General features: G+C 60.5%; 23 protein-coding genes. 17 read left to right on the forward strand and 6 right to left on the reverse strand.

All coding sequences use genetic code 11. The features are described 5' to 3' along the window. Positions 1 to 115: 115 nt before the first annotated feature. Positions 116 to 1102 (forward strand): LLM class flavin-dependent oxidoreductase, encoded by a 987-nt coding sequence (locus EGY12_RS19205; protein WP_123895025.1) that lies wholly within the window; start codon positions 116 to 118, stop codon positions 1100 to 1102. Here EGY12_RS19205 and EGY12_RS19210 read toward each other — a convergent pair. Further along, positions 1099 to 2403: an aminotransferase class I/II-fold pyridoxal phosphate-dependent enzyme gene (locus EGY12_RS19210; protein ID WP_123895026.1), complete on the reverse strand. Its 1305-nt coding sequence runs from the start codon at positions 2401 to 2403 to the stop codon at positions 1099 to 1101. The genes EGY12_RS19205 and EGY12_RS19210 overlap by 4 nt on opposite strands. A gap of 66 nt (positions 2404 to 2469) precedes the next feature. Between EGY12_RS19210 and EGY12_RS19215 the strand changes: the two genes are divergently transcribed. From EGY12_RS19215 to pdxY, 3 genes are read left to right on the forward strand one after another with little or no spacing between them, the layout of a single operon-like run. After that, positions 2470 to 2724, forward strand: a complete 255-nt coding sequence (locus EGY12_RS19215; protein ID WP_123895027.1) for a hypothetical protein — start codon at positions 2470 to 2472, stop codon at positions 2722 to 2724. After that, a complete protein-coding gene (locus EGY12_RS19220; protein ID WP_123895028.1) occupies positions 2721 to 3437 on the forward strand; it encodes a glutamine amidotransferase in 717 nt (238 codons plus the stop codon). The genes EGY12_RS19215 and EGY12_RS19220 overlap by 4 nt, the downstream gene beginning before the upstream one ends. A gap of 3 nt (positions 3438 to 3440) precedes the next feature. Beyond that, on the forward strand, positions 3441 to 4283 hold the full coding sequence (pdxY, locus tag EGY12_RS19225; protein WP_123895029.1) for a pyridoxal kinase: 843 nt from the start codon (positions 3441 to 3443) through the stop codon (positions 4281 to 4283). 44 nt (positions 4284 to 4327) lie between these two features. Here the strand turns inward: pdxY and EGY12_RS19230 are convergent, their stop codons facing one another. The 4 genes from EGY12_RS19230 to EGY12_RS19245 all read right to left on the reverse strand — a co-directional run bounded on the left by EGY12_RS19230 (position 4328) and on the right by EGY12_RS19245 (position 9550). After that, complete coding sequence (locus EGY12_RS19230) at positions 4328 to 5041, reverse strand: flagellar brake protein (protein ID WP_049199733.1); 714 nt, start codon at positions 5039 to 5041, stop codon at positions 4328 to 4330. Positions 5042 to 5118: 77 nt separating this feature from the next. Next, positions 5119 to 5901 carry an N-formylglutamate amidohydrolase gene (locus EGY12_RS19235; protein WP_123895030.1) on the reverse strand — a complete coding sequence of 261 codons (783 nt, stop codon included), beginning with the start codon at positions 5899 to 5901 and terminating at the stop codon, positions 5119 to 5121. Positions 5902 to 6002: 101 nt separating this feature from the next. After that, the gene (gene olsF / locus EGY12_RS19240) at positions 6003 to 7724 is read right to left on the reverse strand and encodes an ornithine lipid synthase OlsF (RefSeq protein WP_123895031.1); all 1722 of its coding nucleotides are present in this window, start codon (positions 7722 to 7724) and stop codon (positions 6003 to 6005) included. Between the two features lie 155 nt (positions 7725 to 7879). After that, on the reverse strand, positions 7880 to 9550 hold the full coding sequence (locus tag EGY12_RS19245) for a DUF4091 domain-containing protein (protein WP_123895032.1): 1671 nt from the start codon (positions 9548 to 9550) through the stop codon (positions 7880 to 7882). 465 nt (positions 9551 to 10015) lie between these two features. On the opposite strand from EGY12_RS19245, the gene EGY12_RS19250 reads away from it, so the two are divergent. The 13 genes from EGY12_RS19250 to uspE all read left to right on the forward strand — a co-directional run bounded on the left by EGY12_RS19250 (position 10016) and on the right by uspE (position 23222). Beyond that, on the forward strand, positions 10016 to 11269 hold the full coding sequence (locus EGY12_RS19250) for a sugar ABC transporter substrate-binding protein (RefSeq protein WP_123895033.1): 1254 nt from the start codon (positions 10016 to 10018) through the stop codon (positions 11267 to 11269). A gap of 78 nt (positions 11270 to 11347) precedes the next feature. Next, positions 11348 to 12289: a carbohydrate ABC transporter permease gene (locus EGY12_RS19255; protein ID WP_123895034.1), complete on the forward strand. Its 942-nt coding sequence runs from the start codon at positions 11348 to 11350 to the stop codon at positions 12287 to 12289. A gap of 10 nt (positions 12290 to 12299) precedes the next feature. Further along, the gene (locus EGY12_RS19260; RefSeq protein ID WP_123895035.1) at positions 12300 to 13118 is read left to right on the forward strand and encodes a carbohydrate ABC transporter permease; all 819 of its coding nucleotides are present in this window, start codon (positions 12300 to 12302) and stop codon (positions 13116 to 13118) included. A gap of 21 nt (positions 13119 to 13139) precedes the next feature. Beyond that, entirely contained in the window at positions 13140 to 14252 is a 1113-nt protein-coding gene (locus EGY12_RS19265; RefSeq protein ID WP_123895036.1) for an ABC transporter ATP-binding protein, read from the forward strand. A 20-nt stretch (positions 14253 to 14272) separates the two neighbouring features. Further along, positions 14273 to 15556, forward strand: a complete 1284-nt coding sequence (locus tag EGY12_RS19270; protein ID WP_123895037.1) for a Gfo/Idh/MocA family protein — start codon at positions 14273 to 14275, stop codon at positions 15554 to 15556. 17 nt (positions 15557 to 15573) lie between these two features. Further along, positions 15574 to 16479: an ROK family protein gene (locus tag EGY12_RS19275; RefSeq protein ID WP_123895635.1), complete on the forward strand. Its 906-nt coding sequence runs from the start codon at positions 15574 to 15576 to the stop codon at positions 16477 to 16479. 332 nt (positions 16480 to 16811) lie between these two features. Beyond that, a complete protein-coding gene (gene agaR, locus EGY12_RS19280; protein WP_038880262.1) occupies positions 16812 to 17582 on the forward strand; it encodes a transcriptional repressor AgaR in 771 nt (256 codons plus the stop codon). Positions 17583 to 17607: 25 nt separating this feature from the next. Continuing rightward, complete coding sequence (locus EGY12_RS19285; RefSeq protein WP_123895038.1) at positions 17608 to 18768, forward strand: SIS domain-containing protein; 1161 nt, start codon at positions 17608 to 17610, stop codon at positions 18766 to 18768. A 9-nt stretch (positions 18769 to 18777) separates the two neighbouring features. Further along, complete coding sequence (locus EGY12_RS19290; RefSeq protein WP_123895039.1) at positions 18778 to 19632, forward strand: tagatose bisphosphate family class II aldolase; 855 nt, start codon at positions 18778 to 18780, stop codon at positions 19630 to 19632. A gap of 306 nt (positions 19633 to 19938) precedes the next feature. Continuing rightward, positions 19939 to 20250 carry a hypothetical protein gene (locus tag EGY12_RS19295; protein WP_123895040.1) on the forward strand — a complete coding sequence of 104 codons (312 nt, stop codon included), beginning with the start codon at positions 19939 to 19941 and terminating at the stop codon, positions 20248 to 20250. 219 nt (positions 20251 to 20469) lie between these two features. Next, entirely contained in the window at positions 20470 to 21000 is a 531-nt protein-coding gene (gene ogt, locus EGY12_RS19300) for a methylated-DNA--[protein]-cysteine S-methyltransferase (RefSeq protein WP_049198299.1), read from the forward strand. Between the two features lie 367 nt (positions 21001 to 21367). After that, positions 21368 to 22132 (forward strand): FNR family transcription factor, encoded by a 765-nt coding sequence (locus tag EGY12_RS19305; RefSeq protein ID WP_004938278.1) that lies wholly within the window; start codon positions 21368 to 21370, stop codon positions 22130 to 22132. 127 nt (positions 22133 to 22259) lie between these two features. Next, the gene (uspE, locus tag EGY12_RS19310; RefSeq protein WP_123895041.1) at positions 22260 to 23222 is read left to right on the forward strand and encodes a universal stress protein UspE; all 963 of its coding nucleotides are present in this window, start codon (positions 22260 to 22262) and stop codon (positions 23220 to 23222) included. A 53-nt stretch (positions 23223 to 23275) separates the two neighbouring features. Here uspE and pntB read toward each other — a convergent pair whose 3' ends face one another. Next, positions 23276 to 24670, reverse strand: a complete 1395-nt coding sequence (gene pntB, locus EGY12_RS19315; protein WP_049198296.1) for a Re/Si-specific NAD(P)(+) transhydrogenase subunit beta — start codon at positions 24668 to 24670, stop codon at positions 23276 to 23278. Positions 24671 to 24675: the final 5 nt, after the last annotated feature.

Below are 24675 nucleotides of genomic sequence, written 5' to 3' on the forward strand. Positions count from 1 at the left end.
CGCATATCCAAATCCGTTTTGGATCAATGGAATATCCTATCGCCAATCAGTATTAAGGCGCGCGCCGCCCGCATGGTATTTGTCAGGCATATCTGATGAGGAAAGGAGCGGGAAAATGGCTTATGCCTTGAGCATATTGGAAAAGAGTCCGATCGCCGACGGGGAAAACGCCGCGCAGGCGCTGGCGCGCACGCTGCATCTGGCGCAACAGGCGGAACGCTGGGGCTATCGGCGCTTCTGGCTGGCGGAGCACCACAACACGCCGCAGCTCGCCTGCCCATCGCCGGAAGTGCTGATCGGCTACCTGCTCGGCCAGACGTCGCGCATTCGCATCGGCTCCGGTGGCGTGATGCTGCAACACTACAGCGCCTACAAGGTGGCCGAAAACTTTAACCTGCTGGCGGCGTTGGCGCCGGGGCGTGTCGATCTCGGGGTAGGCAAAGCGCCCGGCGGGCTACCGCTCGCCACCCAGGCGCTGCAGGCTGCCCATGATCGACAAAATAAACCGGCCTTCCCGCAACAGCTGTCGCAACTTACCACCTATCTGAACGACGACGCCGAGCCGGGCCTGAGCGCCACACCGCTGCCGCCGCATGCCGCCCAGCGCTTTCTGCTCGGCGCGAGTAAAGAGAGCGCGACGCTGGCGGCTGAATCCGGCTGGGCCTTCGTGTTCGCCGCACATCTGAACGGCAATCCGCAAGATATCCGCGAGGCGCTGGCGCACTACACCGCACTGAGTGGCGGCCGCAAGGCGCTGCTGGCGGTGGCGGCGATCGCGGCGCCGAGCACGGAACAGGCAGCAGCGCTGGCAGCGGATATTCAGCAATACCGCGTCCACGTTGCCGGTGAGCAGAGCGTGACCGTCGGCAGCCTGGCGCAGGCCGAGAGTTTCGTGCAGCAGGCCGGCGCCGCCGACTATCGCATCGAACCGCGAGAAAGCCATATTCTGCTCGGCACCGCGCCGCAGGTGCATCAGCAACTGGCGCAGCTGCAGCAGCGATACGGCGTGGACGAGTTCATCATCGACACGCCGATCGGCGAACCAAGCGCCCGACTCACCTCACTGCAGCTGCTGGCGGAGGAGAGCCTGACGCCGGCCTAGTTGATCGCCGCGCTGGCACGCATGGCGTCGGCCAGATCCTGCGCCAGCGGCGCCAGCTGCGCCGGCACGACGTTGGCCAGGCTGATGCGGATCGCAGGATCGCCCTTCAGGCGGAAAGGTTCGCCGCCCTGCACCAGCCACCCCCGCTGCGCCATCAGCTGCGCGGCGGCGGTTTCCGACCGCACCGGCAACCACAGATGCAGCCCTTCCCCCACCGCCAACGCCGTGTGATTCAGTGCGTTGAGCCGCCGCACCAGTTCATCCCGTCTGGCTTGATACGCCTGTTGCGCCCGCTGCAGCTGCCCTTCCTGCAAGGCCTTTCCCCACAATCTGGCGGCTATCTGCTGCAAGATATGGCTGACCCAACGTTCGCTGATGTACTGATCGGCGCGCATCGCCTGCAGCAACGTCGGGTTGCCGCAGGCCAGCGCGATACGCAGGTCCGGGCTGAGAAACTTGCTCAGCGACAGCACGTACAGGCCGCGATCGCCGTCAAAGGGCAGATGCAGTGGCTGCTGCGACAGCGGCCCCCAGAAATCGTCGACGATCGCTAAACACTGCGGATTTTCGCTGAGAAAACGCCGCCACTGCTGCGCGCGTTGCGCAGAGAGCGAAGCGCCGGTCGGATTGTGGGCGCGCGGCGTCAGGATCACCGCGCCCGCAGCTCCGTTTTCCGGCAACCGGCATCCCTGTTCATCCATCGCCAGCGGCAGCGGCCGCAAACGCAGGTGGCGCAACAGCGTCAATAGCGGCGGCCAGCAGGGATCTTCCACCCACACCGCCGCGCCCGGCTGCATATGGCAACGCAACGCCTTTTCCATCGCGTCCAGCGCGCCGGAAAACACCGCAGGTTCCCCCAGGGTAACGCCCTGTTGACCAAGCCACTCACGCCCCAGGCCGGTCAATACCGGCAGATCGCCGCTGATGTCATAACCGTTTTGTTGCGGGAACACCTCCGCCGCGCCGAGCGCCAACGCCGGCAACAGGGCGGCATCCAGGTTGCCGCTGGCCAGATCGCACATCCCCGCCGGCACCTGACGCGGCATATAGGCCGCACTCACCGCCGCCAGCGGCGGTTCCAGTACCACCGTTCCCGCCCGCCCCCGCGTCGCCACCAGACCGGCATCGCGCAATCGGGCATATGCGCTGGCGACGGTATTCGGATTGACCTCCAGATCCACCGCCAACTGGCGCACCGGGGGTAACAGCTCGCCCGGCCTCAGCCCGCCATCTTTGATCCGAGCGGCTATCTGCTCGGCAATCTGGACAGCGCCGCCGCCTTTTGCATACAATGAAGTCATACATAAATCCTTTTGTACTAGTTCAAACAAGATTAGCAGCTTCTGCAGCCAAAAGTAAGGGGTTCCATGGATAAACATTATGTGCTCGACATTCAGTATGCAGGGAAAGCCTTTGCCCGCCTGCAGATGTTCACCCCCTGGGCTGCCGAGCAGTTGGAGCAGGCGTGTGCGCTGTTCCCGACTGCGCAAGGCTATCAGGTACAGCTCAACCAGGTCAGCGAACGCCACATCGTTTATCAAAGCGGCGCGCAAGGCATCACCGTGCTGGGCGAATCGCTGGCGCTGACGCCGTTCACCCACGCACACGAGGTTAAACGATGAAAAAAGCCGTCGCTATTCGACACGTCAATTTTGAAAACCTGGGCATCCTCGGTTCCCTGCTCTCGCTGCGTGGCTATCAGATCGACTATTACGACGCCGGCCGCGATGATATTCGTGCTATCAATAATGAAGAGACCGATCTGTTGGTGGTGCTCGGCGGGCCGATCAGCGCCGCCCAGCATTTTTCCGGTGAACAGCGCTATGATTTTCTCGACCATGAATTGGCGCTGGTCACACAGCGCCTGGCGCAACGGCGGCCGACCCTTGGGGTTTGTCTCGGCGCGCAGGTGATCGCCCAGGCGCTCGGCGCCGACGTGGTCTCGCTCGGCGTCAAAGAGATCGGCTTCACCCCGTTGACCACGCTGGCAGCGGAAGACGACTCGGTGCTGGCACCGCTGGCCAACACGCCGGTGCTGCACTGGCACGGCGATATGTTCATGATTCCGGAGGGCGCCCGCTGCCTGGCCGGCACGGCGGTTTGTCCGCATCAGGCCTTTGACTATCAGGGTTTTGCGCTCGGCCTGCAGTTCCATCTGGAGGCAGATCATCGCGATATCGAACGCTGGCTGATTGGTCATGCCTGCGAACTGGAACTGGCCGGCATCGCGCCCCAGACCCTGCGCGACCAGGCAGCGCGCCACGGCGCACAGCTGGAACAACGCGCGCGGCAGGTGTTCGCCCGCTGGCTGGATAATAACGAACCAAGGATGTAACTGATGCAACAGACTTCACCCTTGCGGTCACCGTCCATCGACGTGATCAGCATTCAATCTCAGGTGGTCTACGGCAGCGTCGGCAACGGTATCGCCTACCGTGCCCTGCTGAAAAAGGGGCTGGAAGCGCTGCAGGTGCCCAGCGTGCTGTTCGGCTGCCCGCCCTATTACGGCAAGCCGCATGGCGGCGTCATCTCCGGCGAGTGGTTCGGCGGCTTTCTCGACGATCTGATCGCCCGTGGCGTAATGAAGCGTGCCCGGGCGGTGATCGTCGGTTACCTGGGCGACGTGATGCAGTGCCATATTCTGGCCAACTGGCTGCAGCGCGTGCGCGCCCTCAACCCGCAGATAAAAATCTATATCGATCCGGTGATGGGCGATTACGGTGAGGGAGTCTACGTGGATGAACGCATCGTCAACTGCTATCGTTCGCCGTTCCTGCGGCTGGCCAACGGCCTGACGCCGAACGGTTTCGAACTGGAGCAGCTGTGCGGCCGCGCTCTGAGCAGTCGGGAACAGACGCAACACGCCGCGCAGGCGCTGTTGAACGACACCACCGAATGGGTGCTGGTCACCAGCGCGCCGGGCGTGGCGCAGCACGAAGACGAGGTGGGATTGATGCTGGCCACCCGGCAGGAAACTCAGTGCTTTACCCATCCGAAGGTCAAGTCGGCGGTCAAAGGCACCGGCGATCTGTTCACCGCGTTGCTGGTCAGCCATCTGCTGCACGGCGCCGCGCTCGACGTAGCCGTGGCCGCAGCCGGCGGTGAGGTGTGCGACGTACTGGCCGAAGCGGCGCATTTGGGATGGGAAGAGATCGGCAGCCTGCGGGCATTAAAACCGTAAGATCCGTAGAGCGTCAGGGGGCAGCGCACTGCCCCTGATAAATATCAGCGTTTTTTCTTTTTGTTGAAATCCAGCTCGAAGGCAAACACCGCACTTTGAATTTTGCGTTCCATCGCCAGCCCCAACTTGAGAAAACGGCATGACAGGCGCGAGAAATGCACCACCTGGTCATTGTCGTCGGTTTCCTGATCGTCGTTGACCACCACCAGCTCCATGTTGACCTTGAAGCTGCCGTAGCTGCCCAGATCCAGCAGCGCTTTCTTGAACTGCAAGCCCGGCTGGAAGAATTCCGGCAGCGGACCATCGAAGCGCAAACCGACGCCGCCGGCAGAGAGGTCGTGGATCCGCAGCTCATAAGGCGTACCGTCCGGGTATTCGCCGGTGCAGAAGAATTGGCGCCAGTGCGGCGTGGTGATGCGGAACTGGCGACGGCGCTGAATGTAGACCAGCTCCTGCGGCAGACGGGTCGAGCAGGCCTGAACGCCCTGATGTTCGGTCAGCTCCGCCTGGCCGACGGAAAACTCGATCTTGGCGTCGTTGCTTTCAATCACGATGGTGCAGGCGCCGTCGATGGCGCTCGCGGCTTCCTCACCGCTAAACACGATATTGTCCGGCCCGACGCTCAATAACAGACTTTGAAACCGGTGCTGCTGATTTTCTACGCGCAGCGGCGTGCGTTGTTTGCAAATTTCACGCAGAATCGCCAGAACTTCAAAACGCTCCCGTTTGATAAACAGTCCGTTATCGCTGTGCTCCACACGTCTCTCCTGACTTTTTTTCTAATTGACGTCTTACGTATTCCTTACGGTTATCATCTCTGGGAATATTCCTAAAGTCAAATTTGCCAGCGTTGCCAGGCCTGCGGCAACAGGCGCGCGAAACGTTTTGCCCACGCCTGCTGCCCGCGTTCGTCGGCGATCAAATCCTGGCGAATTTCGATGCCGACATAAGGCAAACCGCGGCGTTCCGCATGAACCGGCAGCGTATAGTCGGTAGCGTCCGTCATCGCATAAGGTTCGTTGATGCCCACCTGCAAATCCCCCTCTTCGCGCAGCAGCTCGGCCAGCAGATGCGCAAACTCCGGGTAGCGGTTAAACAGCAGCCCCACCTGCCAGGGGCGCGATTCCCCTTTGAACACCGGTGTGAAACTGTGCATGGCGATCACCGCCGTCGGCAGTTCACGCAGCTGGCGCTGCCCCAGATGATCGTCGATGGCGTGGTGATACGGCAAAAACACCTCGCGCTCACGCGCCAGCGCGTGTTCGGCGTCGATACCGATATTGCCGGGGATCGGTGTCAGCTCGGACAAATGCGGGATCGAGCTGGCGATACCGGGTGCTCGGTTGCAGTCGATCACCAGCCGCGAATAGCGCTGGTGAATCAGCGTCGCGTCCAGCTGGCGGCTCAGATGGCGCGACACGCTCAGCGCGCCGATATCCCAACCGATGTGGCGTTCGATCTCCCCCGGCGGTAAACCGAGATCGCCGAGGGATTGCGGTATCGCCTTGCCGGCGTGATCGCACAGCAGCAAAAATGGCGCTTTGCCATGCGGGATTTCAACGGCGGCGGCAGAGGGTTCATCGGCGGACAATAACGGCGGGATAAACGAGTGAGGCATGCAAGGCTCCGGCGGTGGAAAGCGAAACGTTTATCGTAGCGCTATCCCTTCGCCGGCCCCAAGGTCGTGCTTAGATCAAAAAGGCATGAGTCAGACTGTAATCATGCCGTCTCGGCTGGCTGCGGCTGATGCACCGCGATATAACGCTGATACCGCGACGGCTTGAGCCGCGTGGTGTCCACCAACACCAGGCCGTCGATGCAGTTGTTGAACGCCGGATCGGTGCCGAAGTCGATAAACTGCACACCGCCCGGTTCGCACAGTTCGGTGTACTGCTTGTACAGCGTCGGGATCGAGCAGCCGATGTTGCTGAGCAGGCTCTTCAGCCGCACCAGATCTTCCTGGTAGTTATCCCCGGCAAACTGCGCCAGCACCTGCGGCAGCGAGGCCGGATAAGGCCGGCGCGACTGCGCGAAGGCATGATCCGGCGAGAAGTAGAGCCGATAGAAGGCGATCAGCAGATCGCGCGCCGCCAGCGGCATGCCGCCGGAGATCGACACCGGGCCGAACAGATAGCGGTACTGCGGGTATTTCGACAGATAGGCACCGATGCCCAGCCACAAATAGTCCAGCCCGCGTTTGCCCCAATAGGCGGGTTGAATGAAACTGCGCCCCAGCTCGATGCCCTGCGCCAGGATCGGTTCCATATCGCGGTCGTAGTGGAACAGGCTGTTGCTGTAGATGCTTTCCAGCCCTTTGCGTTCAATTTGTTCGGCGGTGGGAATAAAGCGATAGGCACCGACGATCTCCAGCTCCTCCTCATCCCACAGCACCAAGTGGTAATAATCGTCGTCGTAGCTGTCCAGATCGCGGCGGCGGCCGGAGCCTTCCCCTACCGCACGGAAGGCGATCTCGCGCAGGCGACCCAGCTCGCGCAGGATGGGCGTTCGTGCTTCGTCGTGGCGGCGATAGAGGTAGATGGTTTTACCGTCCGGCGTCACCCCCAACTTTTCGCAGTTCGCCAGCGCCTTTTTCAGCTCCAAACGCTCTTCCGGCAGCGCGATCGGCGATTCGCTGGCGAACAGCCCCGGTTTGCCCTGGCCCAGTCGATACACATGGCGGCGAAAACGCTCCGCCAGATCCTTGGCGCTGGTGTGGCCGTCGTGCCAGTTGGCGAACGGCACGCGGCCGCCGATGCGGATCTTGATGCGCCCGCCCCGCTGCTGGAACATTTCGCGCACCAGCAGCAGCGTCGACAGCGGCCGGTAGACCAGCGAGGTAAAGTAGAACAGGTTGCTGTTGCGCGCGCTGATGTGGATCGGCACGATCGGCGCGCGCGCCTTGGCGGCCAGGCGCAGAAAGCCGGTATGCCAGTGGCCGTCGCGGATACCTTTCGGGCTCATGCGCGACACTTCGCCGGCCGGGAACAGGATCAGCGCGCCCTGATTGTCCAATTGCTGCTGCATACCTTCAATCTGCTTGCGGCTGGTTTTATAAGCGACGTTATCCACCGGCACGAACAGGTTGCGCAGCGGTTCGATGTAGGTCAGCAGCTGGCTGGCCACCACTTTCACGTCCGGGCGCACTGCCGCGACGGCGCGCAGCAGCACCAGGCCGTCGAGCGAACCGATCGGGTGATTGGCCACGAGCACCACCGGCCCCTGGCTCGGAATGTTTTCCAGGTCGCCGTCCACCAGCTCGCAGCTGAGGTTGAAGTAGTCCACCACCTGCTCGATCAGATCGAGCCCTTTCAGGTGGGGATAGTCGGCGGCGAACTGTTTGAATTCTTTTTCGAAGAGAAGGGTTCTTAGCAGGCTGCGCTGCCAGGCAGGGGTATTGCGGTGTGGAAATGCATCTTGCAACAGAGAATCCAGGCTGAACATCGCGTTATCTCCTGACGTAGTCGCTGCAAACTTAAGCCAGAGCCGTGACTCTGACGTGTCAGTTACATGACAATAAAATGAATCCATCGACTATCAGGTATAGCAAAGTAATGGCGATCTGGGAGCGAAAGACGCCTTTTCGCTCCCATTTACCCTCACATCGGTGCCAGCAACGCTTCGATACTGCGGTTCACCGCTTCTCGCAGGCGCAGCAGTGGCCCGGCCTGGTGTGGATAGCGTTTGAATGTGATGCGCATGCCCAGCTCGCGCTCGATCAGCGCCTCCACCGTCGCTCGATCGCTCAAACTCTCCAGCAGCTGCAGCGCGCGCATATCCTGCAGCCCCTGGTGCAGTACCCGCAGGCGCAGCGACTCCACCGGCTGCAGATCCTCGCCCGGATAAACCACGAACGGATCGCCGGAGGGAAACGCATGGCCGCTGTCGGTCACCGCGTACGGATTGATGCGTTCGCGCGAATGGGCGCTGTTATAGAAGTTGAATCCCCAATGCAGGAAGCCGGCGATGCGGTACAGATACAGCTGTACGCCCAATATGCGGTTGCGCGCCGACGGTTGGGCAAAGAACCGGTTGGCGACCTCGATCTTCTGCACGCAGCAATAATAGGCCCACAGGCCGGGCACCCGGTGTTCGATAAAAGGCTCGATATGATCGGTCGCGGCGACCGGGGTTTCCACCAGGCCTTGCTGATAGAAAGCGAAATCCGACAGCGCGTCGAAGGTGCGGAAGCCGTCCAGCAGCGGCCGCAGCACGGCGCTGGCGCGCCGGTAGGCCGCCAGGTTGTCCAGCGTCGGCTCATCGGAAATGTGGAACCACACCTGCCGTTCCAGCCCCCGTTCGCGGAACCAGGCGGTCAATTCGGGCAGCAGCGCCTGCAGGAAACGCTGATACGGTTCGCCCTGCGCATCGGTGTGCCAGCCGAAAAGCGGTCGCGCCTCGCCCTGCTCCTCCACCACGATCTTAGGCGCATGCGCCGCCCCCCATTGGGTAAACAGCGGCGCGATTTCGAAGTGCTCGATGCCCTCTTCCTGCGCCAGCGCCACCCATTGCGCCAGGTGGCTGAAATCGAAGCGATACCCTCGCGCCGAACGCGTCACCCTCACCAACTGCACCGTGGTGCGTTCGCCGCCGACGGCGGTATCCAGCGGCGGCGTAAACAGCGGCGTCAGCAGCATATTGACCCCGGCGCGCACCGCACAGCGCACAAAGTGGCGCACTGCGCGCCAGTAATCCGCGCTGAACACCGCCAGACGGTAGTAATCTACCAGGCAGTCGGTGTGCAGCCACTCGGTGTGCAACAGCGTTTGCGGCGGCAACGCCGCCGGCACCAGATGCAGCGTCAGCGTAGCCTCGGCCAGCGCCTCGCCGCTCTGGGCATCCAGCAGCCGCAGGGTCAACGGAAAGTCGCCAGCCAGTTGCGCGTCGGCCGGCGGCGTCAGGGTCAGCCACAGGCTGCCATAATAGCGGCAGGCGGCGAAAAAACGCCGTTGCGGCAGCGGCATCAGCGGGTCGGGAAATAACCCCGGCTCGGTCGTCAGATAATTCTCGTCGGTCTCGCGATAGCAGGTAAACCCGCTCGGCACCGATTGCACCTGGCGCACGCTGATATACTCCGCCAGCGGCCCGTCGAGTTGATAACACAACTCATGGCGGGTTTCGTTGCCCGGCGTTTGCAAACAGTACACTGCCTGCCAGGAAAGCACCTCGTTATTTAACCCGCTCAGCCTTTCCTCTATAGAAATAGGCGGCACACTGTGGCGATGAAATACTTTCTCCAGGCAATGGGTAAATACCAGAGACAGGCGCATGATATTCTGGCCTCTTTATTTTAAATGAATAAACACGGTGAAATTCAGGCTAGCGCCTTTTATCACCACTGACAATAGCCGGTAATAAAAATCGCTCCCACGCCCTTCTCTGGCTACCGCAAACCGTTTTTTTTGTTTATTTGCATCACAAAAATGAAAGAAGCTGGCGCTTGCACAATAAAAATATTTTTAATCCCCATTATGGTGCAGGGGTTATCAGTTATTCCTATGCCTGCAAGGGCCGCTAACTGCCGCGACAGCAGGAGGAAAACCCACCAAAAGGTTAGCGAAGTGTAAACAAACCCACCTTTCACTTGGCCATAAAAGGCTTTCGATTTTAACAACAACGAAACATTGGCGCCCCATTTTTGGGCATCCCGGGGTGTATTGACACATTGAAAGTTAAGGGATAGAAAGAATTTACGTTGCGAAAAACGTTATTCGTCGCTCACCGAGGGGAAAGCAATGTCACCGATAAAAAATACCGGACGCCTGCTGACGCATTCTATTCTTGTCAGCGCATTATTATTACCCACCCTGCTTCACGCCGCAGATAAAATAACATTACGCTATGCCGTTTGGGACAGAAACCAATTACCTGCCGAGCAGGAGATCGCCAAGCGCTTTGAACAGGCCAACTCTGATATAAAAGTAGAAATAGAATTAACGCCCTCTGCGCAATATTTCGTTAAATTGGATTCCGCCGCCGCCGGCGGCGTGGCGCCGGATATATTCTGGATCAACATGCCTTATTTTGTGCAGTACGCCAAAAACGGCATTATGGAGCCGCTGGCGCCCTATATTAAGGAGAGCGGCCTTAAGCTGGACGACGTGGTCGCCAGCTCGGTGAAAGCCTACCAGTACGACGGCCAGCAAATGGCCATTCCGCGCGACGTCGATTCCATCGCCGTGTGGTACAACAAAAAACTGTTCGATCAGGCCGGCGTCAGCTATCCCACCAGCGACTGGAGCTGGGACGATCTGAAAAACAAAGCCACCGCCCTGAAAAGCGGGCTGAAAGGCGCCGCCTTCCCGCTGGTGATGGATCTCAGCATCGACGGTCAGGACAGCTACATGAACCTGCTGTTCCAAAACGGCAATCACATCGTGCCGAAAGACGGCCAACCCACCGACATCGCCAACGACAAATCCATCTGGGTTTACCAGCAGCTGCAGGGCATGATGAAAGATGGCCTGATGCCGAGCGCCCAGCAAATGAGCGAAGTCAAAACCGAGAACATTTTCCAGTCCAACCGCGCCGCGATGGTCTATGCCGGTTCCTGGCTCGCGGCGCCGTTCGCCAACAACCCGCTGATCAACGATCACATCGGCGTGGTAATGATGCCGAAGATCGAACGGCAGTCCGGCGTAGCGCACAGCCTGGCCTTCGCCATGTCGGCCAAAAGCGCCCACAAGCAGGCCGCCTGGAAATATATCGCCTTCATGAGCAGCGAAGCCTCGCAGGCGGAGCTGGCCAAGGTGGTGATCCCGGCCAACAAGACGGCGGCCAAGGTCTGGGCGCAGCAGATTCAGAAAGTCGACGTCTCGCCTTACATCCAAACCCTTGAAGTGACCCAGGCTTACCCGACCGCCGGCACCAATACGCCGAAATGGCAAAACATGTGGATCGCCAGCCTGAAGAAAATCTTTATGGGCGCGGACGCTAAGCAGGAAATGGACAAATCGGTCAAGAAGATCGCGCGCGTCATGGAGCAGTAATCGCCCCGCAGCGGCGCGCTACCCCGAGTGTGCGCCGCAGTGGACCCACGCTGAAAGTGATAGGTGAGGAATGGCAACATGTCGCTGGCAGAAACGGCTACGGTCACCCTAAAACAATCCCGGCGCACCGCCCGCCCCGCGCTCAATCGGCTCGAACGCGCCGAACGCTTCTGGGGCTGGGTGATGATCCTGCCGCTGCTGTTGGGGGTAACGGTGTTTTACCTGATCCCCTTTTTGCAGAACATTTTTTACAGCTTTACCGATCTGAACCAGTTCATGCGCTGGAGCAGCATCAGCGTCGATAACTATCTCAACCTGTTCGAAGACGACGACTTCTACACCGCCGCCGCCAACACCCTGTTCTACGTGGTGGTGTGCGTGCCGATCAGCCTGAGCCTGTCGCTGCTGCTGGCGATCGGCCTCAACCAGAACATCCGCGGTAAAGGCCTGCTGCGCACCCTGCTGTTTCTGCCGGCGGTCACCATGCCTGCGGCGGTCGCCATGGTGTGGCAATGGCTGTTCAACAAAGACTTCGGCCTGATTAACCAGGCGTTGGGCCTGCTGCACATCGCGCCGGTCGCCTGGCTGTCCGATCCGGACGTGGTGCGCATCAGCGTGTCCATCATCATCATCTGGTCGTCGCTGGCGCTGAAGATCATCATCTTGTTGGCCGGGCTGCAAAGCATTCCACGTCAGCTGTATGAGGCGGCGGATATCGACGGCATCGGCACCCTGCGGCGCTTCTTCTGCATCACGCTGCCGATGATGGTGCCGACGCTGTTCTTCGTGTCGGTGATGAGCTTTATCGAGATCCTGCAAATCTTCGACGTGGTGTTCCTGATGTTCGACCGCGCGCTGGTGGAAAACGACGTGATGACCGTCACCAACTTGTTCTACAAGTACGCATTTTACCTGCAGGAGAAAGGCTACGCCTCCGCCATCACCGTGGTGCTGTTTGCCGTCACGCTGGTGATCACCCTGATTCAAATGGCGATCGGCAAGCGCCTGAAAGTCAGCTGAGGAGCTGCACATGAACGCAAGCAAGAAAACGCTGGTGTACCTGTTTATGGGGCTGGCGGCGCTGGCCTCGGTCGTGCCCTTTATCTGGATGCTGGTGACCTCGCTGAAAACCCAAGCTGAGAGCATCCAGATCCCGCTGACGCTGCTGCCGGCGCATCCCAGCCTGCAGGCCTACGGCCGGGTGATGCACGAAATCCCGTTCGCCGGTTTTTATCTCAACTCGCTGCTGGCGACCTTCTTCACCGTCACCCTGCAGATGGCGATCGCCACCCTGGCTGCCTATGGCTTCTCGCGCCTGCATTTCCGCGGCCGCGACGCGGTGTTTCTGGTGTGCGTGTCGATCCTGATGGTGCCCGGCCAGGCGTTTCTGATCCCGCAATTCCTGGTGGTACAGCAACTGGGGCTGGTCAACAGCATCACCGGCCTGGTGTTGCCGGGCATTTTCAGCGTCTACGCCACCTTCCTGCTGCGCCAGTTCTTTCTGGCGGTGCCGAAGGAGATGGAAGAAGCGGCCTTGATCGACGGCTACAGCTACTTCGCCATCTTCTGGCGCATCATGCTGCCGCTGATCCGACCGGGCATTATCGCCTGCGTCATCATCAACGGCCTGTGGAGCTGGAACAACCTGATGTGGCCGCTGATCGTCAATACCACCACCGAGAAGCTGACGCTGCCGGTTGGCCTCGCCTCGCTCTCCAGCCGCGCCGGGGTGGAATACCCGTTGCTGATGGCCGGGGCGCTGATGGCGGTGATCCCGATGCTGATGCTGTTCATTATTTTCCAACGCTATTTCATCCAGGGCATCGCCAGCGCCGGGGTGAAAGGCTAACGCGCAGACAAGGTAAACGACATGGCCGGAATTCAGTTAAACAGCGTTAAAAAAGTCTACCCCAACGGTTTCCACGCGCTGCACGGCGTCGATCTGGAGATTGAAGACGGGGAGTTTATGGTGTTCGTCGGCCCGTCCGGCTGCGCCAAGTCCACCCTGCTGCGGATGATTGCCGGGCTGGAGAGCGTCAGCGAGGGGCAAATCCTGATCCACGATCGCTGCGTCAACGACAGCATGCCGAAGGATCGCGGCATCGCCATGGTGTTCCAGAACTATGCGCTGTACCCGCACATGACGGTGTACAAGAACATGGCGTTCGGCCTGATCGGCAAAGAGAGCAAGGCCGAGATCGACCGTCGGGTACGCGACGCGGCGGAAAAACTGGAGATCACCAATCTGCTGCAGCGCAAGCCGGGCCAGCTCTCCGGCGGCCAATGCCAACGGGTGGCGGTCGGCCGCGCCATCGTGCGCAAACCCAAGGTGTTCCTGTTCGATGAGCCGCTGTCCAACCTCGACGCCAAGCTGCGGGTGTCGATGCGCGTGCAGTTGATTGAACTGCACAATCAGCTGAAACGGGAAGGTGCCGCCGCCACCATGGTGTACGTCACCCACGATCAGGTCGAAGCGATGACCATGGGCGACCGCATTTGCGTGATGAACCGCGGCGCCATCATGCAGGTGGATAAACCGATTAACCTGTACCACCACCCCGCCAACCGTTTCGTCGCCGAGTTTATCGGCAGCCCGTCGATGAACCTGCACGATCTGGCGATTGTTCGCGATGGCCAAACGGTGCGGCTGCGTATCGGCCTACAGCACCAGCTCGAGCTGCCGCCGGCGCTGCAACGGCAGTTGGCGAACTATCCGCATGCGCGGGTGTGCCTCGGTATCCGGCCGGAGTCCCTGCGGCTATGCGCGCCCGGCAGCGCCAACTGCTTCCCGGCGCAGATCGTCACCATCGAGCGCATGGGCAACGAGGAACTGCTGCACTGCGAACTGGCCGACCTGCGCTTCGTGCTGCGCATGGCGTCGCTGCCGGACTGGGAACCGCGCCTCGGCGAAAGCATTCATCTGGCATTCGATCTGACGCGCGCACATCTGTTCGACGAGCTCAGCGGCCAAAACCTCAAATAACAACAGCGGAGTACCCAGCAATGTCGTCAACACAACCCAACAACGTTGCCCAGCCCCCGGTGCGGGTGCTGGTAGTCGGCGCCGGCGCGCGCGGTGAAATCTACTCGCGCTACGCGCTGGCACACCCCGACTTGATGCAGGTGGTGGCGGTGGCGGAACCGCGCGACGCCTACCGCGAGCAGTTCGTGGCGCAGCACGCCATCGCGCCGGAAAATGTCTTCACCGACTGGCGCCAGGCCGCCGACGCCGGCAAGCTGGCCGACGCGGTGCTGATCTGCACTCAGGATCAAATGCATCTGGAACCTGCGCTGGCCTTCGCCCGCCAGGGCTACGCCATGCTGCTGGAAAAGCCGCTGTCGCCGGATGCCGACGAGTGCCGCGCCATCGTCGCCGAGGTGGTGCGCCAAAAGCTGATCTTCTCGGTCGGCCATGTGCTGCGCTACACCCGCTATACCCAAAAGCTCAAGCAACTGCTGCGCGACGGCGCGATCGGCGACATCGTCAGCCTGCAACACCTGGAGCCGGTCGGCTACTGGCATCAGGCGCACTCCTTCGTGCGCGGCAACTGGCGCAACGATCGGCAGGCCGCTTTTATGCTGCTGCAGAAATCCTGCCACGATATCGATTGGATCCGCTACGTGATGGAGCAGCCCTGCGAACAGGTCAGCTCCTTCGGCAACCTGCGCCACTTCCGCCGGGAAAACCAACCGGCCGGCGCGGCGGACAACTGCCTGGATTGCGCGGTGGAGACGTCCTGCCCCTATTCCGCCAAACGCATCTATCTGGGCGACGACCACAAGGCCACGCCCGGCTTTCTGCGCGTGTTGACGCCAGACCCCAACCCAACGACGCTGCGGGCGGCGCTGCGCGACGGGCCCTACGGCCGCTGCGTTTACCGCTGCGACAATAACGTGGTCGATCATCAGGTGGTCAACATGCAGTTCGCCGGCGGCCGCACCGCGTCGTTCACCATGACGGCCTTTACCCGCCACGAAGATCGCCACACCCGCATCTTCGGCAGCCGCGGCTGCCTGGAGGGCGACGGCCGCCATATCCGCATCACCTCGTTCCTCGACGACGGCGAAACACATTACGACACCGACGCCGGCCAGGATCTGCACGCCATGGCCGGCCACGGCGGCGGCGACTACTACCTGATGCAGCACTTTATCGCGGCCATTCGCGCCAACGATCCCAGCCAGGTGCTGGCCGGCCCGGCGGAAGCGCTGGAGAGCCACCTGATGGTGTTCGCCGCCGAACGCGCACGCCGCGAAGCGGCGGTGATCGCCCTGAACGGAGCCTGACCATGATCACGAGAGAGATGCGTTACGGCTTCGATATCGGCGGCACCAAAATCGAAATGGCCGCTTACGATCGCCGGCTCAATCGGGTGCTGCTCCAGCGCGTGCGCACCCCAACCGACGATTATGGCGAGTTCGTGGCCTGCATCGCCGGGCTGGTCGAGCAGGCAGACCGTGAGCTGCATACGCACGGCAGCATCGGCATCGGCCTGCCGGGGATCACCGATCCCGTCAGCCGCCGCCAACTGGCGGTCAACGTGCCCTGCCTGACGGGGCATTGCCTGGCGGATGATTTGACGCAGGCGCTGGCGCGGCCGATCGCCATCGAGAACGACTGCCGCTGTTTCGCGCTGTCGGAAGCCAGCACGCCGCAAACCGCCCATCTGCCGCTGGTTTTCGGCGCCATCATCGGCACCGGCGCCGGCGGCGGCCTGGTGGTGAACCGGCAACTGCATAAGGGGCGCAACGGGCTGGCGGGTGAATGGGGCCATATGCCGATCTCCGCCCAACTGGCGCAGCGTTACAATCTGCCGCTGTTCGGTTGTAACTGCGGGCTGACCGGCTGCTTTGAACGCTACGTCTCCGGCAGCGGGCTGCTGGCGCTGAGCCGCCACTTTGCCCATCCGGCCGCCGACGTGCCGGCGCTGGTCGCCAGCTACCGCGCGGGGGATACGCTCGCACAGTGGCTGATGACCGTCTACGTCGACATTCTGGCCAGCGCACTGGCCGGTTTGCAGCTGCTGCTGGACGTCGATGCCTTCGTGCTGGGCGGCGGGTTGTCCAACGTCAGCGAGCTGTATCGGCTGTTGCCAACGGCAATGCGGCGCTGGCTGCTGCCGGGCGTGGAACCGGCAGCGGTATTCCCGCCGGTGCACGGTGACAGCAGCGGCGTGCGTGGCGCGGCGCTATTACAGGCGGCGGCATAAAAAAACAGTGAAAGCCCGGCGGTTGTCGAATTATCGCTGCGGCTTTCGGCATCGACGGACTGAATGAATAAACGCCGGGAATTGTCGACTGAAAAATAACGAATTTGCCGTTTTCACTTTACGTTAACGCCGCTTTCGGTTGCGGCTAAACCGAAAGCAAAATCAATTACAACCAATTGATAGATATAGATATTTTAAAATTAATCGATTGCATTTCAGTGTTTCGTTTGCTGTAATTCGCCACGAACAACTGAAAGCGCTCCGGTCGGTATCGCTGCGGCTTATTAAGCCGCGGTCGGGCACGGCTACAGGTAAATCAGGAGTCTGCGTTAATGATCAATACCGCAAAACGCCGGGAATTAATTATCGACCAGCTGTGCCGCGAAGGCTCGGTGCGCGTGGAACAGCTCAGCCAGCAGTTTTCGGTGTCCAGCGTCACCATCCGCAGCGATCTGCGCCAGCTGGAAAAGCACGGCTGCGCGGTGCGCGCTTACGGCGGCGCCATGTTGAACAAACAGTTCGCCTTCGATCGCCCGCTGCAGGACAAGGGCCGCATCAACCGCGACGTAAAACACGCCATCGCCTGCGCGGCGGCGGCGCTGATTGAAGACGGCGACGCCGTCATCCTCGACTCCGGCTCCACCACCAGCCAGATGGCGCCGCAGCTGGCGGGGAAAAAGGATCTGGTGGTGATGACCAACGCGCTGAACATCGCCTTCGAGCTGGCCAACAACGAGCAGATCGATCTGATGGTGGTCGGCGGCAGCGTGCGCCGCAAGGCCTGGTCGCTGTACGGCCCCGCCGCCGAACAGCAGCTGCGCCAGTACCGGTTCGACAAGCTGTTTCTCGGCGTCGACGGTTTCGATCTGGCGGGCGGCATCACCACGCCGGATCCGGGCGAAGCGCAGCTAAACCGGGTGATGTGCGAAGTGGCGCGCGAAGTGATCGCCATTGCCGACGCCAGCAAATTCGGCCGCACCAGCTTTTGCATGATCCGCGAAATCGGCCAGATCCACCGGCTGGTCACCGACAGCCGCATCCCGGAACACTATCTGCAGGCGCTGCACCATTTAGGGATCGACGTGATTATCGCCGACCGTTAACCGAGGCTTTTAAGGAGTTGTCATTATGAACGCGTATTTCTCTTACGAGGCGGATTGGCTGAAGCAGCGCAGCGCCTGGCACACCGCCGCAGAGATTTGGCAGCAGCCCGATCTATGGGCGGCGCTGCACCGGCAACTGCAGGATCAACAGGCGCAGTGGCAGCCGTTCCTGGCGCCGCTGTTGGCCAACCCGCGCCTGCAAATCATACTGTGCGGCGCCGGCAGTTCAGCGTTCGCCGGCCGTGCCCTGGCGCCCTGGCTGCGCGAAAAAACCGGCCGCGACGTGGCGGCCTACGGCACCACCGATATCGTCGCCAACCCGCGGCAGTACCTCGATCCTGAGCGGCCAACGCTGCTGGTCTCCTTCGCCCGCTCGGGCAACAGCCCGGAGAGCGTGGCGACGGTGGAGCTGGCCGACCAACTGCTGCCGGAAAGCTACCACCTGATGCTGGTCTGCAACCCGGACAGCAAGCTGGCGCAGTATGCGCATCGGCGCGACAACGTCTGTTCGCTGGTGATGCCGCAAGGCTCCAACGATCAGAGCTTCGCCATGACCTCCAGCTTCAGCTGCATGATGCTGAGCGCCGCGCTGCTGCTCGGCCCGCTTTCGCTCGAGGCCGCCCAGGCGCCGCTGAACGCCATGGTGCAGCGCTGCCGCGCACTGCGCGAAACGCTGCAGCCGCAGGTGAAAGCGCTGGCCGCCAGCGGTTTCCGCCGTTATATCACCCTCGGCGGCAGCTGCTTTACCGGCCTGGCGGAAGAGGCCTCGCTCAAGATGCTGGAGCTGACCGCCGGGCGCATCGTGACGCGCTACGACTCGCCGCTCGGCCTGCGCCACGGCCCTAAATTTATGGTCGACGGCCAAACATTGGTGGTGCTTATGTTCTCCCACGATGATTACGCCCGCCAGTATGACCGCGATCTGTGGAACGAGCTGCAGCGCGACGGGCTGGCGATGCAATTGGTCGGTTTGACCGGCGCTCCCCAGACGCCGTCCGATGCCTTGCTGCCTATGCACCAGGCCACGGACGATATCTGGCTGCTGTTCCCGTATCTGCTGTTCAGCCAAATGCTGGCCTTCGAGAGTTCGCTGGCGCTGGGGCTGACCCCGGACAACCCTTGCCCGACCGGCGAGGTTAACCGGGTGGTGAAAGGCGTGACGATTTACCGTTTCCCTGTGCTGTAAGGAGATCCCATGTATCTGATAGCCAACCGAGAAATGCTGCTCAAGGCGCAGCGCCAGGGTTACGCCGTTCCGGCGTTTAACGTCCACAATCTGGAAACCGTGCAGGTGGTGGCGGAAACCGCCGCCGAGCTGCGCTCGCCGGTGATCATGGCCGGCACGCCCGGCACCTTCAGCTACGCCGGCACCGACTACCTGATCGGCATTTGCCAATCGGCCGCGCACCGCTACGATTTGCCGCTGGCGCTGCATCTGGATCATCACGAAGAGCTGGACGACATCGAGCACAAGGTGAAAAGCGGCATCCGTTCGGTGATGATCGACGGTTCCCATCTGCCGTTCGAGCAGAACATCGCCAAAGTGGCCGCTGCGGTCGCCTTGTGCCACCGCTATGGCGCCAGCGTGGAAGCGGAACTGGGCCGCCTGGGTGGGCAGGAAGACGATCTGATCGTCGATACGGCGGACAGCTTCTATACCGACCCGGCGGCGGCACGCGAGTTCGTCACCGCCACCGGCATCGATTCGCTGGCGGTGGCGATCGGTTCCGCCCACGGCCTTTATCACGGCGAGCCAAAGCTGGACTTCGAACGCCTGGCGCTGATCCGCGAACAGGTGGACGTGCCCCTGGTGCTGCACGGCGCCTCCGGCATTCCGGAGGCGATGGTCAAGCGCGCGATCTCGCTCGGCGTCTGCAAGGTCAACGTCGCCACCGAACTGAAAATCGCCTTCGCCGACGCGGTGAAAAGCTACTTTTCACAGCATCCGGATGCCAACGACCCGCGCAAATACATCGTCCCCGGCAAGCTGGCGATGAAAGAAGTGGTGGCGGAAAAGATCCGCATCTGCGGCAGCAGCGGCATGCTGTAACCCCCTCTCGCCCCCGGTCTGTCTGGCTGCTCCACGGGGGCGAAAACATCCCGCCACTCCCGCTTTCCTGAGAGAACGATCACAGCCTTTTACCCTGCTCGCGCCGGGAACCATTAACCGGTCTTCACTATGATCCAAATCATGGTTTTACTCACCCTGCCTCCCTATTATCAAATTCATTGGATGCAGGCAGTAGGATTCTTGCCCATTCGTTTTTTATTTCACCAGGCGAAATAGCTTATTTGATGAAAACAGGCGTGCTTGTTTTTTAATTGGCAGTATTTTTTACTCTGAGAGGAACAGCGTATGAACCATTACTTAGCCGTATTAAGCGCATTGGTCATTCTGCCCTTCGCTCTGCAAGCAAAACCGCTTTCCGGCAGCCAGGTCGCCTCCGGCGTCGTGCGCTTCACCGGCGCCATTACCACCCCGACCTGCACCATCACACATCAGGATGAACAGCTTATCTCCAACTGCTTCGGTAAAGTGACGGAATATCAGAACGGGTATATTTCCTCTTCGTTAAAAGAAATGCCAAAAGAATTAGTTTCTGCCGTCACCAGCGAAATAGTGAATAACGATCCTCATTTAAAGCGCGTGACCATCAGCTATAAGTAACGCCAAAGCGCCAATGCCTGATTAAATAATAAGCAAGGCACAACCTGCCTTGATAACTTATAAATTTATTTTATAAATTTAACGCGCAATGACTCACCGACTTACCCTGAGCCGGCTATTTGGGCAACCCTGCGGTTGCCCATCAGCATGTCCGAAATCCGCCATCACTTCCCCCGCTTTCATGTAATAATCGCCATACCAAACCGAGGAGTGATCCAGATGCAGACTTTTTTGATTGATCGTACCGCCACGCCGGTGGGGGAACTGGTGCTGATTGCCGATGAACAGGGGCGCCTGCGGGCGATTGACTGGACCGATCACGAAGCGCGCCTGATGAAGCTGCTGAATACCCACTACCGCGCCGATCGCTTCACCCTGCGCGAGCAGCGCGATCCCAGCGGGCTGACCGACGCGATGCAACGCTATTTCGCCGGTGAGCTGAGCATTATCGATCGGCTGCCGGTGATGACCGCCGGCACCGAGTTCCAACGCACCGTGTGGCAACAGCTGCGCCAAATCCCGTGCGGCGAGATCCTGACCTACGGCCAACTGGCGCAACGTATCGGCCGCCCGACCGCCTCACGCGCGGTCGGCATGGCCAACGGTTCAAATCCGATCAGCATCGTGGTGCCCTGCCACCGGGTGATCGGTTCGCAAGGCGCGCTGACCGGCTATGCCGGCGGCGTGCAGCGCAAGCAGTGGCTGCTGCAGCACGAAGGCTACCTGCCGCAGGATCTGCTCTCGCGCTAGCGCGGCACATAGTCCGGTGGCAACGGGCATCCACGGTATCGTAGCGGTCTGGCAGATTGTCTGCCGCCGCAGCATATGGCCTTATTTTCGCCTGTAGTAAATGTGCCAAAGGATAATTGACTCATGCCGCTAAAACCTGCCAACGTGCACCGCGCCGGTTGTCCTGCCTCAGGCTGCCGGAATGGCGGCCGCACGTTGCGTATAAGTGCCAAATAAAGCGAGTGACTTCAGCGTGATACAGCATAATCGGCGGCATGTGTGCGCAAAATTCGCACACAATAACCCTATTCATGCTAATGCCACCCTTATCAGCTGCAGCAAAAGATGTTAAAATTGACTCATATCAATTATTGAATGAGCGTAATCTATGATCCCGGAAAAACGCGTGATTCGTCGTATCCAGTCTGGTGGTTGTGCGATCCATTGCCAGGACTGCAGCATCAGCCAGCTGTGCATTCCTTTCACCCTTAATGCCCACGAGCTGGACCAGCTCGACAACATTATCGAAAGGAAAAAGCCCATCCAGAAAGGCCAGACCCTGTTCAAGGCCGGCGACGAGCTGAAATCGCTGTACGCGATCCGTTCCGGGACCATCAAAAGCTACACCATCACCGAGCAAGGCGACGAGCAGATCACCGGTTTCCACCTGGCGGGTGACCTGGTGGGCTTCGACGCCATCGGCGGTCTGAAGCACCCAAGCTTTGCTCAGGCGCTGGAAACCTCGATGGTGTGCGAGATCCCATTCGAAACCCTCGACGATCTGTCCGGCAAAATGCCAAACCTGCGTCAGCAGATCATGCGGCTGATGAGCGGCGAGATCAAAGGCGACCAGGACATGATCCTGCTGCTGTCGAAGAAAAACGCCGAAGAACGCCTGGCGGCGTTCGTTTACAACCTGTCGCGCCGCTTCGCGGAGCGTGGCTTCTCGCCGCGCGAGTTCCGGTTGACCATGACCCGCGGCGACATCGGCAACTACCTCGGCCTGACGGTGGAAACCATCAGCCGCCTGCTGGGCCGCTTCCAGAAGAGCGAAATCCTCAGCGTGAAAGGTAAATACATCACCATCGAAAACGCCGACGCCCTGTCGGTGCTGGCCGGTACGCCACGCATCAACGTGACCGTCAACGCCTGATCCCCCTGCCGGATCAACGTTTCACCGAAATTGTTGATCCGGCACCGCTTCTGTTGTTGTTCTGTTTTTCAATGTTGGGTTACTCTGTAAATTAACAGACTGTTGATTTCAGCTGTAAGGAGGCCCTATGGCGAAGTATCAGAATCTTCTGGTGGCTATTGACCCCAATCAGGACGATCAGCCGGCATTGCGCCGCGCCGTGTACCTGGTAAAACGGAACGGCGGGCGCATCAAAGCCTTCCTGCCCATTTATGACTTCTCTTACGAAATGACGACCCTGCTCTCCCCGGACGAAAGAACGGCGATGCGGCAAGGTGTGATCAGCCAACGCGCCGCCTGGATCAACGAGCAGTGCCGCTTCTATCTCAACGACGGCGTGCCGATCGAAATCAAAGTGGTCTGGCATAACCGTCCCTTCGAAGCCATCATTCAGGAAGTGCTTGCCGGCCAACATGACCTGCTGCTGAAAATGGCGCACCAGCACGACCGGCTGGAGTCGGTGATCTTCACCCCTACCGACTGGCACCTGCTGCGCAAATGCCCTTGCCCGGTGTGGATGGTAAAAGACCAACCCTGGCCGGAAGGCGGCAAAGCGCTGGTGGCGGTCAACCTGGCCAGCGAAGAACCCTATCACGACCCGCTCAATATCAAATTGGTGCAAGAAACTGTCGAACTGGCGCAGAACGTCAACCAAACCGAGGTTCACCTGGTCGGTGCCTATCCCGTTACCCCGATCAACATCGCCATCGAGCTGCCCGACTTCGATCCGAGCGTCTACAACGACGCCATCCGCGGCCAGCATCTGATCGCCATGAAGGCGCTGCGGCAGAAATTCTGCATTAAGGAAGAGTTCACCCACGTGGAAAAAGGCCTGCCGGAAGAGGTGATCCCCGATCTGGCCGAACACCTGCAGGCCGGCGTGGTGGTTCTGGGCACGCTGGGCCGCACCGGCATTTCAGCGGCCTTTATCGGCAACACGGCGGAACATGTGATCGATCATCTGAAATGCGATCTGCTGGTGATTAAGCCGGAGAACTTCAACTGCCCGATCGAGGCGGATGAAGACGATGAACACGACGACGACGATTAACCTTCGCGCATAAAAAACGGGCCGCTAAGCGGCCCGTTTTTTTGGTTGCTCAATTACTTCTGCAATGCCCGCAGAATCGCTTCCACGCTGTCTTTGGCGTCGCCGAACAGCATCTGGGTGTTCTCCTTGAAGAACAGCGGGTTCTGCACGCCGGCATAGCCGGTGTTCATCGAGCGTTTGAACGCGATCACGTTCTGCGCTTTCCACACTTCCAATACCGGCATGCCGGCGATCGGGCTGCGCGGATCTTCCAGCGCCGCCGGGTTCACCGTGTCGTTGGCGCCAATCACCAGCACGGTGTCGGTATCCGGGAAATCTTCGTTGATTTCATCCATCTCCAGCACCACGTCGTACGGCACCTTCGCCTCCGCCAACAGCACGTTCATGTGGCCCGGCAAGCGCCCCGCGACCGGGTGAATGCCGAAGCGCACCTTCACGCCGCGCGCCCGCAGTTTCTCGGTGATTTCCGCCACCGGATATTGCGCCTGCGCCACCGCCATGCCGTAACCCGGGGTGATGATCACCGAGGTGGAGTTCTTCAGCTGCTCGGCCACCTCTTCCGCCGTGGTTTCACGGTATTCGCCCATCTCCTCGGCATCGCCGGTGGACGAACCGTCGCTGCCGAAACCACCGGCTATCACACTGATAAACGAGCGGTTCATCGCCTTGCACATGATGTAAGACAGGATCGCACCCGAAGAGCCCACCAGCGCGCCGGTGACGATCAGCAGATCGTTGCTCAGCATGAAGCCCGCTGCGGCCGCCGCCCACCCCGAGTAGGAGTTGAGCATAGACACCACCACCGGCATGTCCGCGCCGCCGATCGAGGCCACCAGATGCCAGCCGAACGCCAACGCAATCGCCGTCATCAGCAGCAGCGTCACTACCTGCCAGCCCACGCTGTCGGTCCGCACGAACGCCACCAGCAGCAGGAACGAGATCACCAGCGCCGCCAGATTCAGCTTGTGGCGGTTCGGCAGCATCAGCGGCTTGGAAGAGATGATGCCGCGCAGCTTGCCGAAGGCGACGATTGAACCGGTGAAGGTTACCGCGCCGATAAAGATGCCGAGGAACACTTCGGTCAGATGGATATTCGCCATCACCGGCTCCATCGGCGCACCGTGATCCAGATAGCTGTTGAAGCCGACCAGCACCGCCGCCAGGCCAACGAAGCTGTGCAGCACCGCCACCAGCTCCGGCATTTCGGTCATCTCGACCTTCTTGGCCAGATAGACGCCAATCGAGCCGCCGATGATCATGGCGATGATGATCCAGCCGACATTGCCGGAATCCGGTCCCAGAATGGTGGCGATCAGCGCGATCGCCATACCGGCAACGCCGAACAGGTTGCCCTGCTTCGACGTTTCATGACGCGACAGGCCCGCCAGGCTGAAAATAAACAAAATAGCGGCAACAATGTATGCAGCTGTAACCAATCCTCCAGACATTTGCT

The organism is Serratia sp. FDAARGOS_506 (genome assembly GCF_003812745.1).
GTDB lineage: Bacteria > Pseudomonadota > Gammaproteobacteria > Enterobacterales > Enterobacteriaceae > Serratia.

Coding starts and splice junctions, on each gene's coding strand:
- EGY12_RS19205 (WP_123895025.1), top strand. CDS start 116: ATGGCTTATGCCTTGAGCATATTGGAAAAGAGTCCGATCGCCGACGGG.
- EGY12_RS19210 (WP_123895026.1), bottom strand. CDS start 2,403: ATGACTTCATTGTATGCAAAAGGCGGCGGCGCTGTCCAGATTGCCGAG.
- EGY12_RS19215 (WP_123895027.1), top strand. CDS start 2,470: ATGGATAAACATTATGTGCTCGACATTCAGTATGCAGGGAAAGCCTTT.
- EGY12_RS19220 (WP_123895028.1), top strand. CDS start 2,721: ATGAAAAAAGCCGTCGCTATTCGACACGTCAATTTTGAAAACCTGGGC.
- pdxY (WP_123895029.1), top strand. CDS start 3,441: ATGCAACAGACTTCACCCTTGCGGTCACCGTCCATCGACGTGATCAGC.
- EGY12_RS19235 (WP_123895030.1), bottom strand. CDS start 5,901: ATGCCTCACTCGTTTATCCCGCCGTTATTGTCCGCCGATGAACCCTCT.
- olsF (WP_123895031.1), bottom strand. CDS start 7,724: ATGTTCAGCCTGGATTCTCTGTTGCAAGATGCATTTCCACACCGCAAT.
- EGY12_RS19245 (WP_123895032.1), bottom strand. CDS start 9,550: ATGCGCCTGTCTCTGGTATTTACCCATTGCCTGGAGAAAGTATTTCAT.
- EGY12_RS19250 (WP_123895033.1), top strand. CDS start 10,016: ATGTCACCGATAAAAAATACCGGACGCCTGCTGACGCATTCTATTCTT.
- EGY12_RS19255 (WP_123895034.1), top strand. CDS start 11,348: ATGTCGCTGGCAGAAACGGCTACGGTCACCCTAAAACAATCCCGGCGC.
- EGY12_RS19260 (WP_123895035.1), top strand. CDS start 12,300: ATGAACGCAAGCAAGAAAACGCTGGTGTACCTGTTTATGGGGCTGGCG.
- EGY12_RS19265 (WP_123895036.1), top strand. CDS start 13,140: ATGGCCGGAATTCAGTTAAACAGCGTTAAAAAAGTCTACCCCAACGGT.
- EGY12_RS19270 (WP_123895037.1), top strand. CDS start 14,273: ATGTCGTCAACACAACCCAACAACGTTGCCCAGCCCCCGGTGCGGGTG.
- EGY12_RS19275 (WP_123895635.1), top strand. CDS start 15,574: ATGCGTTACGGCTTCGATATCGGCGGCACCAAAATCGAAATGGCCGCT.
- agaR (WP_038880262.1), top strand. CDS start 16,812: ATGATCAATACCGCAAAACGCCGGGAATTAATTATCGACCAGCTGTGC.
- EGY12_RS19285 (WP_123895038.1), top strand. CDS start 17,608: ATGAACGCGTATTTCTCTTACGAGGCGGATTGGCTGAAGCAGCGCAGC.
- EGY12_RS19290 (WP_123895039.1), top strand. CDS start 18,778: ATGTATCTGATAGCCAACCGAGAAATGCTGCTCAAGGCGCAGCGCCAG.
- EGY12_RS19295 (WP_123895040.1), top strand. CDS start 19,939: ATGAACCATTACTTAGCCGTATTAAGCGCATTGGTCATTCTGCCCTTC.
- ogt (WP_049198299.1), top strand. CDS start 20,470: ATGCAGACTTTTTTGATTGATCGTACCGCCACGCCGGTGGGGGAACTG.
- EGY12_RS19305 (WP_004938278.1), top strand. CDS start 21,368: ATGATCCCGGAAAAACGCGTGATTCGTCGTATCCAGTCTGGTGGTTGT.
- uspE (WP_123895041.1), top strand. CDS start 22,260: ATGGCGAAGTATCAGAATCTTCTGGTGGCTATTGACCCCAATCAGGAC.
- pntB (WP_049198296.1), bottom strand. CDS start 24,670: ATGTCTGGAGGATTGGTTACAGCTGCATACATTGTTGCCGCTATTTTG.